General features: G+C 68.9%; 7 protein-coding genes. 6 read left to right on the forward strand and 1 reads right to left on the reverse strand.

Annotated features, from left to right (window positions below; translation table 11 throughout):
• The first annotated feature begins 104 nt into the window (after nt 1-104).
• From fadD32 to ACTWP6_RS16300, 6 genes are read left to right on the forward strand one after another with little or no spacing between them, the layout of a single operon-like run.
• Nucleotides 105-2,000, forward strand: coding sequence for a long-chain-fatty-acid--AMP ligase FadD32 (gene fadD32 / locus ACTWP6_RS16275; RefSeq protein ID WP_443188230.1), 1,896 nt, complete (start codon nt 105-107; stop codon nt 1,998-2,000).
• A gap of 58 nt (nt 2,001-2,058) precedes the next feature.
• Nucleotides 2,059-7,467: a polyketide synthase Pks13 gene (gene pks13 / locus ACTWP6_RS16280; RefSeq protein ID WP_443188231.1), complete on the forward strand. Its 5,409-nt coding sequence runs from the start codon at nt 2,059-2,061 to the stop codon at nt 7,465-7,467.
• Nucleotides 7,464-9,038, forward strand: coding sequence for an acyl-CoA carboxylase subunit beta (locus tag ACTWP6_RS16285; RefSeq protein ID WP_443188232.1), 1,575 nt, complete (start codon nt 7,464-7,466; stop codon nt 9,036-9,038). The genes pks13 and ACTWP6_RS16285 overlap by 4 nt, the downstream gene beginning before the upstream one ends.
• A gap of 57 nt (nt 9,039-9,095) precedes the next feature.
• Nucleotides 9,096-10,004 carry a DUF4331 family protein gene (locus tag ACTWP6_RS16290; protein ID WP_443188233.1) on the forward strand — a complete coding sequence of 303 codons (909 nt, stop codon included), beginning with the start codon at nt 9,096-9,098 and terminating at the stop codon, nt 10,002-10,004.
• A 4-nt stretch (nt 10,005-10,008) separates the two neighbouring features.
• Nucleotides 10,009-10,383, forward strand: a complete 375-nt coding sequence (locus ACTWP6_RS16295) for a hypothetical protein (protein ID WP_260755805.1) — start codon at nt 10,009-10,011, stop codon at nt 10,381-10,383.
• A gap of 33 nt (nt 10,384-10,416) precedes the next feature.
• On the forward strand, nt 10,417-11,802 hold the full coding sequence (locus ACTWP6_RS16300) for a serine/threonine-protein kinase (RefSeq protein ID WP_443188234.1): 1,386 nt from the start codon (nt 10,417-10,419) through the stop codon (nt 11,800-11,802).
• A gap of 73 nt (nt 11,803-11,875) precedes the next feature.
• On the opposite strand, the gene ACTWP6_RS16305 is transcribed toward ACTWP6_RS16300, so the two are convergent.
• The gene (locus ACTWP6_RS16305) at nt 11,876-15,061 is read right to left on the reverse strand and encodes an arabinosyltransferase domain-containing protein (RefSeq protein WP_260755803.1); all 3,186 of its coding nucleotides are present in this window, start codon (nt 15,059-15,061) and stop codon (nt 11,876-11,878) included.
• Nucleotides 15,062-15,084 lie beyond the last annotated feature (23 nt).

Consider the following 15,084-nt stretch of genomic DNA (forward strand, 5'->3'; position numbering starts at 1 on the left):
AAAATCTAAGAGCGGATGCTGGCGGCTGATGGGTGGGCAGCCCCCTTCCCGGTAGGATGCACGGGGTTTTTCGGGACAGAGAGCCCGCTTGATTGGAGTAACGAATGGCCTTCCACAACCCGTTCATCAAGGACGGATTGATCAAATTCCCCGACAGCGGGAGCCTGGTCAAACACGTCGAGCGATGGGCGAAGGTGCGTGGCGACAAGCTGGCCTACCGCTTCCTCGACTTCTCCACCGAACGCGACGGGGTGGCCCGCGACCTGAACTGGGCCGACTTCGGTGCCCGCAACCGCGCGGTCGGCGCCCGGCTGCAGCAGGTCACCCAGCCCGGCGACCGTGTCGCGATCCTGTGCCCGCAGAACCTGGAGTACCTGGTGGCGTTCTTCGGCACCCTGTACTCCGGCCGCATCGCGGTGCCGCTGTTCGACCCCAACGAGCCCGGACACGTCGGCCGCCTGCATGCCGTCCTCGATGACTGCACCCCGTCGGCGATCCTGACCACGACGGCCGCCGCCGAAGGGGTGCGCAAGTTCTTCCGCACCCGCCCGGCCAACCAACGCCCGCGCGTGATCGCCGTCGACGCGGTGCCCACCGAGGTCGGCGCCACCTGGGAACCGATCGACGTCCAGCACGACACCATCGCCTACCTGCAGTACACCTCAGGTTCCACCCGCATCCCCACCGGTGTGCAGATCACCCATCTCAACCTCGCCACCAACGTCGTGCAGGTCATCGAGGCGCTCGACGGCCAGGAGGGTGACCGCGGCGTCTCGTGGTTGCCGTTCTTCCACGACATGGGCCTGATCACGGTGCTGCTGTCGCCGATGCTCGGCCACAACATCACGTTCATGACCCCGGCGGCGTTCGTGCGCCGGCCCGGACGATGGATCCGCGAGATGGCGCGTAAGCCGGGAGACACCGGCGGCACGATCTCGGTGGCCCCCAACTTCGCCTTCGACCACGCCGCCGCGCGCGGCGTGCCCAAGGACAACGAGGAGGCCGAGCCGCTCGACCTGTCCAACATCAAGTGCATTCTCAACGGCAGCGAGCCCATCTCGGCGGCGACCGTGCACAGGTTCAACGAGGCGTTCAGCCCCTTCGGCTTCAAGCCGGAGGCGATCAAGCCGTCCTATGGCCTGGCCGAGGCCACGCTGTTCGTGTCGACCACCCCGATGCACGCCGAGCCCCGGATCATCCATGTCGACCGCGACGAGCTCAACAGGCACCGCTTCGTCGAGGTGCCCGCCGATTCGCCGAAGGCGGTCGCCCAGGCCGGCGCCGGAAAGATCGGTGTCGCCGAGTGGGCCGTGATCGTGGACGCGGAGTCGGCCTCCGAGCTGCCCGACGGCCAGATCGGCGAGGTGTGGATCAGCGGCCAGAACATGGGCACCGGTTACTGGAACAAGCCCGAGGAGAGCGTCGCGACGTTCCAGAACACGCTCAAGTCGCGCACCACTCCGACGCACGCCGAGGGCGCGGCCGACGACGCCACCTGGGTGCGCACCGGTGACCTCGGTGCCTACCACGACGGTGAGCTGTACATCACCGGCCGCACCAAGGACCTGGTGATCATCGACGGCCGCAACCACTACCCGCAGGACCTGGAGTACTCCGCGCAGGAGGCCACCAAGGCGCTGCGGACCGGTTTCGTCGCGGCGTTCTCGGTGCCGGCCAACCAGCTGCCCGACGAGGTGTTCGAGGACTCGCACGCCGGACTCAAGCGCGATCCCGACGACACCTCCGAACAGCTGGTGATCGTCGGCGAGCGCGCTCCGGGGGCGCACAAGCTCGACATGGGACCCATCGCCGACGACATCCGCGCCGCGATCGCCGTCCGGCACGGGGTGACCGTGCGCGACGTGCTGCTGACCCCGGCCGGTGCCATCCCGCGCACCTCGAGCGGCAAGATCGGCCGCCGCGCGTGCCGGTCTGCCTACCTCGACGGCAGCCTGCGCAGCGGCAAGGTGGCCAACGCGTTCCCGGACGAATCGGACTGACGCTCAAATATTTTCGGCGGCCGTGCCGGTCGCAACGCAATCGTGAGGTTGAGTAGACATGGCGCAAGCACAAGAAGATTCGGGTAAGTCCGGGCCGGACATGACGGTCGCCGAGATGCGTGAGTGGCTGCGCAACTGGGTGGGTAACGCCACCGGCCAGGCTCCGGACTCGATCAACGAATCCGCACCTTTGGTGGAGCTCGGTCTGTCGTCGCGCGACGCGGTGGCAATGGCCAGCGACATCGAGGATCTGACCGGGGTGACGCTCACCGCGACGGTGGCGTTCCGGCATCCGACCATCGAGTCGTTGGCGACGGTGATCATCGAGGGTGAGCCGGAAGAGGACACCGAGGCGCTCGACGCCGAGGACTGGTCGCGCGACGGCGACGAAGGCCGGCTCAATATCGCGATAGTCGGTGTGGGAACGCGCTTCCCGGGCGACATGAACACCCCGGGCGAGATGTGGGACGCGCTGCTGGAGGGCCGGGACGCGATCACCGACCTGCCCGAGGGCCGCTGGTCGGAGTTTCTGTCCGAGCCGCGCATCGCCGAACGCGTCGCCAAGGCCCGCACCCGCGGCGGCTACCTGTCGGACATCAAGGGCTTCGACGCCGAGTTCTTCGCGCTGTCGAAGATGGAAGCCGACAACATCGACCCGCAGCAGCGCATGGCGCTGGAGCTGACGTGGGAAGCGTTGGAGCACGCCCGGATTCCGGCATCGAGCCTGCGCGGCCAGAATGTCGGCGTCTACGTCGGCAGCTCTACCAACGACTACAGCTTCCTCGGTATCGCCGACCCGTCCACCGCGCATCCGTACGCGATCACCGGCACCGCGAGCTCGATCATCGCCAACCGGGTGTCGTACTTCTACGACTTCCGCGGTCCGTCGATGGCCATCGACACCGCCTGCTCGTCGTCCCTGGTGGCGGTGCACGAGGGCGTCAAGGCGCTGCGCGCCGGTGACGCCGACGTCGTACTCGCCGGTGGCGTCAACGCGCTCGTAACCCCGCTCGTCACAGTCGGTTTCGACGAAGTCGGCGGCGTTCTGGCCCCGGACGGCCGCATCAAGTCGTTCTCCAAGGACGCCGACGGTTACGCCCGTTCCGAGGGCGGCGGCATGCTGGTGCTCAAGCGCCTCGCCGACGCACGCCGCGACGGCGACCAGATCCTGGCTGTGATCGCCGGCGGTGCGGTCAACCACGACGGCCGATCCAACGGTCTGCTGGCGCCCAACCCGGACGCCCAGGAAGCCGTGCTGCGCAAGGCCTACAAAGACGCCGGCATCAACCCGCGCAGTGTCGATTACGTCGAGGCCCATGGCACGGGCACCATCCTGGGTGACCCGATCGAGGCCGACGCGCTGGGCCGGGTGATCGGTCGTGGCCGCGCCGCCGACCGGCCCGCACTGCTCGGTGCGGTCAAATCCAATGTGGGACACCTGGAGTCCGCCGCCGGTGCGGCCAGCCTGGCCAAGGTCGCGCTGGCGCTGCACCACGACAAGATCCCGCCGTCGATCAACTACGCGGGCCCGAACCCGTACATCGACTTCGACAAAGAACATCTGAAGGTCACCGACACGCTCACCGACTGGCCCCGCTACAGCGGCCACGCCGTCGCCGGTGTGTCGGGCTTCGGATTCGGCGGCGCGAACGCGCACCTGGTGGTGCGCGAGGTGCTGCCCACCGACCTGGTGGAGCCCGCGCCGGAGCCCGATGTCGCGGTGGTGACCCCGGCCACCGACGAGGCGAAGGCCGTGTACGTCGGCGGGGTCCGGATGGACGAGTACGGTGAATTCCTCGATGAAGACGACGACGACCGCGGTGACGACGAGTTCTACGGCCGGGTAGCCGATGAGGAGCCCGAGCTTCCGGGGCTGACCGATGAGGCGCTGCGCCTGCTGGAGGTCGCGCGCGAGGAACTCGCCGCGGCCGAGGCCGAGAACCCCACGACTCCGATTGTGCCCATTGCCGTCTCGGGATTCCTGACCTCGCGCAAGCGGGCCACCGCCGCCGAGCTCGCCGACTGGATCGACAGTCCTGAGGGCCGCGCGGCTTCGCTGGAGTCGATCGGCCGGTCGCTGTCGCGGCGCAACCACGGCCGGTCCCGCGCGGTGGTGCTGGCCCACGACCACGATGAGGCCGTCAAGGGGCTGCGCTCGATCGCCGAGGGCAAGCCCAACCCGATCGTGATCAGCGCCGACGGCCCGGTCACCAACGGCCCGGTCTGGGTGCTCGCCGGTTTCGGTGCGCAGCATCGCAAGATGGCCAAGAGCCTGTACCTGCGCGACGAGATCTTCGCCGAGTGGATCAACAAGGTCGACGCGCTGATCCAGGACGAGCGCGGACACTCGATCCTCGAGCTCATCCTCGACGACGCGGTCGATTACACCGACGAGACCACCGAGCTCCCGATCGAGAAGGTGCAGCTGGTCATCTTCGGCATTCAGGTCGCGCTCGGCGAGCTGCTCAAGGCGCACGGCGCGAAACCCGGCGCGCTGATCGGCCAGTCGCTGGGCGAGGCAGCGGCGGCGTACTTCTCCGGTGGTCTGTCGCTGGAGGACGCGACCCGCACCATCTGCTCGCGCGCCCACCTGATGGGTGAGGGCGAGGCGATGCTGTTCGGCGAGTACATCCGGCTGATGGCGCTGGTGGAGTACTCGGCCGAGGAGATCGAGACTGTTTTTTCAGACTTCAAGAACCTCGAGGTCTGCGTGTACGCCGCACCGACCCAGACGGTGATCGGCGGCCCGCCCGACCAGGTCGACGCGATCATCGCCCGCGCCGAATCCGAGGGCAAGTTCGCACGCAAGTTCCAGACCAAGGGTGCCAGCCACACCTCGCAGATGGATCCGCTGCTCGGTGAGCTCGCCGCGGAACTGCAAGGCATTCAAGCGCATCCGGTGCAGGTGCCGTACTACTCGACGGTGCACGAGGGCAACCTGATCCGCGCGGGCTCGGACCCGATCCACGATGTGGATTACTGGAAGAAGGGCCTGCGGCACAGCGTGTACTTCACGCACGGCATCCGCAACGCCGTTGACAACGGTCACACCACGTTCCTGGAGTTGGCTCCCAACCCGGTCGCGCTGATGCAGGTCGGGTTGACCACTGCCACCGCCGGACTGCATGACGCCCAACTGATCCCGACGCTGGCGCGCAAGCAGGACGAGGTCGACTCGATGACCACGGCCATGGCGCACCTGTACGTGCACGGCCACGACCTGGACATGCGCACGCTGTTCCCGCTGCCGACGGATCGGCCGGTGGATCCGGCGGTCGACTACGCCGACATCCCGCCGACGCGGTTCAAGCGCAAGCCGCACTGGCTGGAGGCGCACTTCACCGGTGACAGCTCGGCCGTGATGCCGGGCAACCACGTCGCCACCCCGGACGGCAGGCACGTGTGGGAGTACTTGCCGAAGGGTCAGACCGATCTGGCCGCGTTGGTGAAAGCCGCTGCGGCAGTAGTCCTTCCGGATGCCAAGTTGACCGCCTCCGAGCAGCGCGCGGTCCCGGGTGAGGGGTCGCGGCTGGTCACCACGCTGACCCGGCATCCCGGCGGAGCCAGCGTGCAGGTACACGCCCGAATCGAAGAATCCTTCACTCTCGTCTACGACGCCATCGTGACCCGCGGCGGCGCCCAGACCGCGCTGCCGACGGCCGTCGGCGCGGGCACCGTCGCCGAGATCGCCTCTGCCGCACCGGCAGAGCCGGAGCCCGAGGATGATGCAGCCATCCTGCAGGACAACCTCACCGCCGGTGCCGGCCTGGCCGCCGGCTTCGCGAAGTGGTCGCCGGATTCCGGGGAGACCATCGGCGAGCGGCTCGGCACCATCGTCGGTGCGGCGATGGGCTACGAGCCCGAGGACCTGCCGTGGGAGGTGCCGCTGATCGAGCTCGGGCTGGATTCGCTGATGGCGGTGCGCATCAAGAACCGCGTCGAGTACGACTTCGACCTGCCGCCGATTCAGTTGACCGCGGTCCGCGACGCCAACCTGTACGCGGTCGAGAAGCTGATCGCGTACGCGGTCGAGAACCGCGATCAGGTCGAGGAGCTCGCCGAGACGCAGAAGGGGCAGAGCGCCGAGGAGATCGCCGCGGCCCAGGCCGAGTTGATGGGCGGGGCGACCACGGTTGCCGAGCTCGAGGCCAAGCTGGCCGAGGCGGGCCATCCCATCGCGGCCGAGGTGAACGCCGCGGCGATCGCCACCGACGCCGTCGAGGCCCAGGTGCCGGCTCCGCCGACCGACCCCTCGGGTCCGTCCATCCCGGCTCCACCGAGCGACCCGTCGGGACCCGTGGGCGAAACGGCTACCGGCGACAAACCTTCCGCCGCAGGCCTGGCCGCCAAGGTCCTCACCCAGGAAGCCGTCACCGAGGCGCTCGGCGCCGACGTGCCGCCGCGTGACGCCGCCGAGCGGGTCACGTTCGCCACCTGGGCGATCGTCACCGGCAAGTCGCCGGGCGGCATCTTCAACGAGCTGCCGTCGATCGCCGACGACGTCGCCGAGAAGATCGCCCAGCGGCTCTCCGAGCGCGCCGAGGGCACGATCACCGTCGAGCAGGTCACCTCGGCCCGCACCATCCAGGACCTCTCCACCGCGGTGCGCGACGAGATGGACTCCGGTGAACTCGACGGGTTCGTCCGCACCCTGCGGGCACGGCCGGAAGGGTCCACCCGGGTCCCGGTGTTCGTGTTCCACCCGGCGGGCGGTTCGACCGTCGTCTACGAGCCACTGATGAAGCGGCTGCCGGCCGACACCCCGGTGTACGGCATCGAGCGGGTCGAGGGCTCCATCGAGGAGCGGGCCCGCGAGTACGTGCCGAAGCTGATGGAGATCCAGGGCAACGGCCCCTACATCCTGGCCGGCTGGTCGCTGGGTGGGGCGCTGGCCTACGCATGCGCGGTCGGGCTGAAGAGCCAGGGAGCCGACGTGAGGTTCGTCGGGCTGATCGACACGGTGCGCGCCGGCGAGGAGGTGCCGCAGACCAAGGAGGAGATCCGGGCCCGCTGGGACCGCTACGCGCTTTTTGCGCAGCGCACCTTCAACGTCGAGATCCCGGCCATCCCCTACGAGCAGCTCGAGGAGCTCGACGACGAGGGCCAGGTGAAGTTCGTCCTGGACGCGGTCAAGGAGAGCGGCGTCGACATCCCCGGCGGCATCATCGAGCACCAGCGCACGTCCTACCTGGACAACCGGGCGCTCGACACCGCGGTGATCGAGAACTACGACGGCCACGTCACCTTGTACATGGCCGACCGCTACCACGACGACGCGATCATGTTCGAGCCGCGCTACGCGGTCCGCCAACCCGACGGCGGCTGGGGTGAATTCGTCGCCGACCTGGAGGTCGTGCCGATCGGAGGCGAGCATATCCAGGCGATCGACGAGCCGTACATTGCAAAGGTCGGCGCGCACATGAGTGAAGCGATCAACGCTATTCAGGCTGAGAGCGAGAGCAAGTGACCACCGAGGTTTCTCCCACCCACCACCCGAAAACCACCGCCGAACTCCTGGCCGAACTCCGCGAGAAGCTGGAGCTGGCCAAGGAACCCGGTGGCGAGAAGGCCGTCGCCAAACGGGAGAAGAAGGGCATCCCCAGCGCCCGGGCCCGGATCCACGCGCTGCTCGACCCCGGCAGTTTCCTGGAGATCGGCGCGCTGGCCAAGACGCCCGGCGACCCCGACGCGCTCTACGGCGACGGCGTGGTCACCGGCCACGGCACCATCAACGGCCGTCCGGTCGGCGTGTTCAGCCACGACCAGACGGTGTTCCAGGGTTCGGTCGGCGAGATGTTCGGCCGCAAGGTGGCCCGGCTGATGGAGTGGGTGGCCATGGTCGGCTGCCCGATCATCGGCATCAACGACTCCGCCGGCGCCCGCATCCAGGACACCGCGACGTCGCTGGCCTGGTACGCCGAACTGGGCCGCCGGCACGAGCTGCTGCGCGGCCTGGTGCCCGAGATCTCGCTGATCTTCGGCAAGTGCGCCGGCGGTGCGGTGTACTCGCCGATCCAGACCGATCTGATCGTCGCGGTCCGCGACCAGGGCTACATGTTCGTCACCGGCCCCGACGTCATCAAGGACGTCACCGGTGAGGACGTCACCCTCGACGAGCTCGGCGGCGCCGACGCCCAGGCCCGGTACGGCAACATCCACCAGGTCGTCGAATCGGAGGCCGCGGCGTTCCAGTACGTCCGCGACTACCTGAGCTTCCTTCCGGCCAACACGTTCGACGACGCGCCGATCGTCAACCCCGGTCTGGAACCGGAGGTCACCCCGCACGACCTTGAGCTGGACACGATCGTGCCGGACGCCGACAACCAGGCCTACGACATGATGGAGATCCTGCTGCGGATCTTCGACGACGGCGACGTGTTCCAGGTGGGCGAGAACGCGGGCCCGGCGATCATCACCGCGTTCGCGCGGGTCGACGGCCGCCCGGTCGGTGTGATCGCCAACCAGCCGATGTACCTGTCGGGCGCCATCGACAACGAGGCCTCCGACAAGGCGGCCCGGTTCGTGCGGTTCTGCGACTCGTTCAACACCCCGCTGGTCTTCGTGGTCGACACGCCAGGATTCCTGCCCGGTGTGGCGCAGGAGAAGGGCGGCATCATCAAGCGGGGCGGGCGCTTCCTGAACGCGGTGGTGGAGGCCGATGTCCCGAAGGTCACGATCACGATCCGCAAGTCCTACGGCGGGGCGTACGCGGTGATGGGCTCCAAGCAGCTGACCTCGGACTTCAACTTCGCCTGGCCGACCGCCCGCATCGCGGTGATCGGCGCCGAGGGCGCGGCCCAGCTGCTGGTCAAGCGATTCCCCGATCCGACCGCACCCGAGGTGCAGAAGATCCGGGCCGATTTCATCGAGGGCTACAACACCAGCCTGGCCACGCCGTGGATCGCGGCCGAGCGCGGCTTCATCGACGGCGTCATCGAGCCCCACGAGACCCGCCTGCTGCTGCGCAAGTGCATGCATCTGCTGCGTGACAAGCAGATCAACCGTGTGCAGCGCAAGCATGGCCTGACGCCGATCTAGACCGGCGGGTGCTGTTGGATGGAGCCACCGACGAGCGCTTGCGCGAGGAGTATTGCCGTGTCGACTGACTTCACCGGGCTCAGGAGGGGCGCGCCGCTCGGCGATGCCCGGCTGGACCTGTGCGATCTGTTCGTGTTTCCGTCGCCGAAGGATCCTTCGCGCACCGCGCTGATCCTGACCGCGAACCCGGACGCGGACACGATGCATCCCGGCGCCGTCTACCGCATCGCCATCGACAACGACGGCGATCTGCGCAACGACATCGCGTTCAACTTCGTCTTCAGCGAGCCTTCCGCGGGCCCGTCCGGTCAACGTCAGTGGGTGGACGTGTATCTGGCGTTGCAGGCGGACGCCCGAGTGGACGCGGCGGCCGGGTCGCGGATCTTCGGCGACGTGGAGGTGTCGTTCGACGAGACCCCACACATGTGGCAGTCGGGGTCCTACTCGTTCTTCGCGGGTGTCCGCGGCGACGCGTGGTTCGCCGACACCAATGTGATCGTGATGGCGGTGGAACTGCCGACGGCCTATCTGGGTGCCGAACCCGATGTGCGGATCTGGGCCCGCTGCAGCGTGCTGGGGGACGACGGCTGGGTGCACGCCGACCGGGTCGCGCATCCGTGGGTGAGCGGCTTCTTCGCCGCCGACGACGAGCTCGCCGAGTACAGCGCGGGAGAGCCGAACCAGGACCGGGCGCGCTGGATGGGCCATCTGATCGAGTTGATGGCCGACACCGGCGGCTACAGCCGTGACGACGCGATCAGCGCGATCGAGGCCGAGGGGACGCTGCCCGACGTGCTGACCTACAAGCCGTCGGACCCGCCCGGGTACCCGAACGGGCGCAGGCTCACCGACGACGTCGCCGACTACCGGTCGAGATTTCTGACCAACGGGCAGAAGGGCTTCACCGGCCTGAGCGCGCCGACCGAGCTGCTCCCGGAGTTCCCCTACCTCGGCGCCCCCCGCTGAGATCATGGACGACGACACTGCAGCGCCACCATCCCTGCTGATCTCCGCGTATCGGACGTGTGAGGCGTTGCCTCTGGTGGGCGGTCTGTTCACCCGGGGCCGGCAGGAGGCGCACGCGGTGCTGTCGGTGGTCGTCGCCGCGGTGGTCGACGAACTCGACCTCGACGAGATGGTGCGGGAGCGGATCACCGCCGAGACCGTCGACGCGGTCATCGCGCGGATCGACGTGGTGGCGCTGGCCGACAAGGTCATCGACGGTGTGGACCTGCGGGCCATCATCCGGGAGTCCACCGCGCTCCCCACCGTCGACCCCGACACGCTGGCCGGGTTCGTGGACCGGATGCGCGGCCGCCGATCCCGTTTCCGTGACCGTTCCTGACGCCGCCACACGATTGGACATAGGATTCCGCGCATGCCGCTGAGCGACGGCGAGTTGATCTCGGGGTACACGATCGTGCGGCTGTTGGGTTCGGGCGGCATGGGTGAGGTTTATCTGGCCAGGCATCGGCGGTTGCCGCGCCACGACGCGCTGAAGGTGCTGTCGGCATCGGTGAGCACCGACGACGAGTACCGGCAGCGGTTTGACCGCGAGGCCGACATCGCGGCCACGCTGTGGCATCCGCATATCGTGGCCGTACACGACCGCGGCGACTTCGACGGCCGGCTGTGGATCTCGATGGACCACGTGGAGGGGACTGACGCCGCCGCCCTGCTGGCCGACCGCTATCCCGATGGGATGCCACCCGATCTGGTCATCCGGATCGTCACCGCGGTCGGGGAGGCGCTCGACTACGCGCACCAGCGCGGCCTGCTGCACCGTGACGTGAAACCGGCCAACATCCTGATCGCCGACCCGGAGACGGAGCGGGAACGCATCATGCTCGCCGATTTCGGGATCGCGCGCCGCGTCGGTGAGGCCAGCAACCTCACCGGAACGAACATGACCGTCGGCACGGTGGCCTATTCGGCGCCCGAGCAGCTGACCGCCGACACCGGCATCGACGGCCGCGCCGACCAGTACGCGCTGGCGGCCACCGCATATCAACTGCTGACCGGGACGCCGCCGTTCCGGCACACCAACCCCGCGGTCGTCATCAGCGCGCACCTGACCGCGCAGCCTCCGCCGATCTCGGTGCACCGTCCCGAATTGTCATCCCTCGGAACGGCTTTCGACAAGGCGCTGGCCAAGTCGCCGGCAGACCGGTTCGATCGCTGCGTGGACTTCGCCCGCGCGCTGGCCGGCCGCAGCGCGGCGGGCGCCCCGGGGGTGGCGCTCGACCCGGACGCGACGATGCTCGCCGCGGCCACGGCCGGACCGCGCCACGCCAGACCCGGCGCGGCGCCGAACTCACGGCGGCGATACCTGCTGGCCGGTGCGGGGCTGCTGCTCGTGCTGCTCGCGGTTGCCGCGGTGGTGTTCCTGGCCCAGTACGAGCGACAGGAAGGCCGCGGCGAGGCCGGGCCCACGACGTCGGCCGGCGCGCCGCGGAGCGCCCCGTCGGGTGTCACGCTGCCGGTGATCGTGGTAGGGGCGGACTGCGCGACGCTCGGCGCCGCCGGTGTCACCGAGGGCGGCGAGCCGGCCTACTGTGCCCGGCTGGCGTCATCGGGGGCACCGCTCTGGTCGCTGTATCCCGGTGAGATCCCGCATCCCACAGCGACGTCGGTGGCCGGTCCGGGAGAGTCGAATCCAGACACCCCGGTGCTGGTGTGCATGCAGCAGACCGGCAAGAGTCAGGTGGACTGCCACGACGACATTCTGCAGGAGAACAGCGACCCGACTGCCAACGACAGCTGACCGTCCCCGCCGAAATCGCATTCCACGTTGACTTCTCGCGACTTTCGCCGCGTGGAATGCGATTTCGGCGAGGTCAGGGTTGGAAGCGCATCGGTCCCGGCGACCACAATCCGGAGTGCGTGGACGATCCCAGGTCGATCGCGGCGGGCTCGGCGTCGACGATGGTGTCGAACCGGCGCAGCGAACCCCAGTCCTGGCCCCAGTCGTTCGACAGGTACGTCGACATCACCGACGCGCGCAGCAACAGGTCGGTGATGCCGAGCAGACCGCCGTTGATGCCGTCCTGCCAGGTGTCGGTGCTCTGCAGCTTCGCGGAGTAGTCCGGCGAGATGCGGAACTTGGGGATCTCGGTGACGCCGTTGGCGTGCAGCATCGGCTGCTGGCACGGGAACGCCAGCCCGACCGCCCAGTCCATCAGCACCGGTTGCTCGGAACCGATGTACTCCTGCACCGAGCGGACCTCGGGCACCCGCGGCGGTGTCACCGCCACCCAGTCGCCCTGGCCCAGCGACAGATCCTCGGCGACGACCCGGACCGCGACGGCGTCGGCCGGGATCTGGGCCCGCGGGTAGCGCAGATTGCGCCACGACGGGGTCGGACCGATGTCGTACGGGCTGACCCGTCCGGCAGGCACCGGTACCCCGTCGGGCCCGGCGGTGGCGTATTCCAGGTCGACGGTCTGACCGGAGGTGAACGCGTTCGCGACGCTGGTGCCCGAGATCGTTCCGGCGGCGGTGATCACCACCAGCGGGTGCGCGTCGTCGGCCGGCGGAAGCGCATACCACGCCGACGCGAGGCGGCTTTCCTGTTGCGGCCCGGTCGAATACGTGCCGGCGACCGGAACCCGTGCCGGGTCCAGACCGTACGGCAGCGGCACCCTGGAGCCGTTGACACCGGGCCGGGACAGCTCGATGGGCCGGTTCCAGTCGTAGTCGGTGCCCGGCTGCGGGTTGTTCAGCCGGATCGCCTCGGCGATGATCCGGTCCGGGACACCGTTGGGGGAGAAGCCTGCCGGGTCGGTGCCGCCGAGCGGGCCCAGCGGGCCGTATCGGCCCGGGATCGGTTGCAGGAAGCCGTCGTTGGAGTCCGGCTCGACCAGCACGTCGTCGGCCAGTCCGCAACCCCCGGCGAACGCGCGGATGTTGGCCCAGCCGTTGGAATAGGTCGGGTACTGCCGTACCACGCCGGTCGCCAGCGAGGCCACCATGAACACCACCATGAAGCCGGCGGCGATCGGGATCGGCGCCGCGGTGAGCGCGTCGATCACCCGCGACTCCTGCCTGTTGCCGACGTGCAGCCAGAACGCCCACAGCGCCGCGACGCCGAACAGCACGAAGAACACTGTGCTGGCCGTCACCCCGCCCAGCTGCGGCACCGAAGTATTGTACGGCACACCGAAATTCGACACATACCACCAGCCGTTGGTGGACGCGAAGCACAGCGCCAGGATGAACAGCACACCGGCCAGGAACGCCATCCGGTTGCGCGCCGAGCGCAGTACCACCGGCGACACCAGCACTGTCGCCAGCGCGGCCATCGCGCCCCCCACCGCGGCGAACAACCCGAAGTGGTGGATCCACTTGGTGGGGGTGAACATCAGGAAGAAGATGGTGGCGAAGATGACGCCCATCAACCGCCAGGCCGGTCCGCGCGCGACACCGGGAACCCGCTTGCGGCGCAACATGATGAACAGGGACGTGAACAGGCACAGTGCGGTGAACAGGAAGGCCACCCGGCGCGCGATCGCGCCGTCGACGGTCGGCAGGATCAGGTAGTAGTAGCGCAGGTTCTCGGTGTACCACTCCTGGCTCGGCCCGATCGCGGTGCGGATCTTGGTGGCTTCCAGCACCGTCGCCAGTGTCTGGTCGGCGAACACCACCGCCAGCACCACCGTGCCGGCCGCCAGCAGCGGCGCCAGCAGCGGCCACAGCCCGACGCTCTGGCGGCGCCGCATCAGGATGCGCAGGATCGGGCGCCCGCCGGCGACCAGCGCGGCCACCGCGATCAGCCCGGTGGGCTGGATGCCGAGGGTGAACGCGGCGGAGGTGATGGCCAGCGCGGCCGGGGTGAGCCGGCCTGACGTCACGGCACGTTCGATCAGCACATAGGTGATCAGCGCGCCGGTGGCGATCTGCCCCTCGGGGCGCAGGCCGTTGTTGAACGGCATCCAGGCCGCCATCAGCACCAGCCCGGCGGCCCACAGCGCGGCCCGGCTGCTCGACACCGCCGGCCCCAGGCGCGGCAGCACCTCACGCGACAGCAGCAGCCAGCACACCAGCGCGCAGATCAGGTCCGGCAGCCGAATCCAGATGCTGGCGGTGCTCACCTGCGTCATCAACGCCAGCAGGTTGTAGTACCAGCCGAACGGGTCCTCCGGGCTGCCGAACCAGCGGAAGTAGTTCGACATGTAGCCGGCGTGTTCGGCGACGCGGGCCATCTGCAGGATGTAGCCGTCGTCCGACGAGTTCGCGCCGATCACGTACCAGATCGCGAAGCCGCCGACGACGACGCCGTCCACGGCGGTGACGGTGCGCCAGCGCGTCGGGATGAGGCGGTGCATGCGGCGCCCGTCGAGCCGGTCCAGCCGCCACAGTGCCAGCAGCGCGAGCACGGTGCAGGCGATGGCCAGCACGATCGCGGCGAGCTTCACGGGGGTCGGCTCCGTGGTGAACCGGGTGTCGATGGTGGCCGAGACTGACAGGCCCGGCGGCGCCGGACCGGTCAGGTCGGTGAACACGCCCACGATCGCCGGACGCAGGTTGGGGTCGGGGTAGCCGGTGCGCTGGGGTTGGCCCGCGTCGGCACCGGAGACCTGGGTCAGCCCGACGAAGTCGGCGTAGGTGCCGTCCAGGTTCGAGGTGATCTCGATCGTCGAGCAGCCCGGCGATCCCGTCACCCGGTCCCGGTCCACGCTGGCGACCACGACGTTGCGCACGATCACGTCGACCCGCGACTCACTGACGCTGACCAGCATCGCGTTCAGCGCCGCGTCGCGGCCCTCGGCGGGCGCGGTGCCGAACACCAGACCGCCGTCGGCGGGCATGTCGCGGATGACGTCGCACGGCACGGTCGCGGTCAGGCTGACCGGCGCCTGCGAGATCAGCGGCGCGGTGACGTTACTGAGCTGCCCCTGCTGTGGCCAGTTCAGCGTCGCGGTGGTCTGGGTGACCGGCAGCAGCGGGATCGAGACGGCCAGCACGAAGCCGAGCAGCCCGGCGATCGTCGCGACCCAGCGGGCGATCCTCACATCGTTCTTCATCGTCGGTTCGTTCGCAGGCTCTC

This window comes from Mycobacterium sp. 4D054 (genome assembly GCF_052245755.1).
GTDB lineage: Bacteria > Actinomycetota > Actinomycetes > Mycobacteriales > Mycobacteriaceae > Mycobacterium.

Coding starts and splice junctions, on each gene's coding strand:
- pks13 (WP_443188231.1), top strand. CDS start 2,059: ATGGCGCAAGCACAAGAAGATTCGGGTAAGTCCGGGCCGGACATGACG.
- ACTWP6_RS16300 (WP_443188234.1), top strand. CDS start 10,417: ATGCCGCTGAGCGACGGCGAGTTGATCTCGGGGTACACGATCGTGCGG.
- ACTWP6_RS16295 (WP_260755805.1), top strand. CDS start 10,009: ATGGACGACGACACTGCAGCGCCACCATCCCTGCTGATCTCCGCGTAT.
- fadD32 (WP_443188230.1), top strand. CDS start 105: ATGGCCTTCCACAACCCGTTCATCAAGGACGGATTGATCAAATTCCCC.
- ACTWP6_RS16305 (WP_260755803.1), bottom strand. CDS start 15,061: ATGAAGAACGATGTGAGGATCGCCCGCTGGGTCGCGACGATCGCCGGG.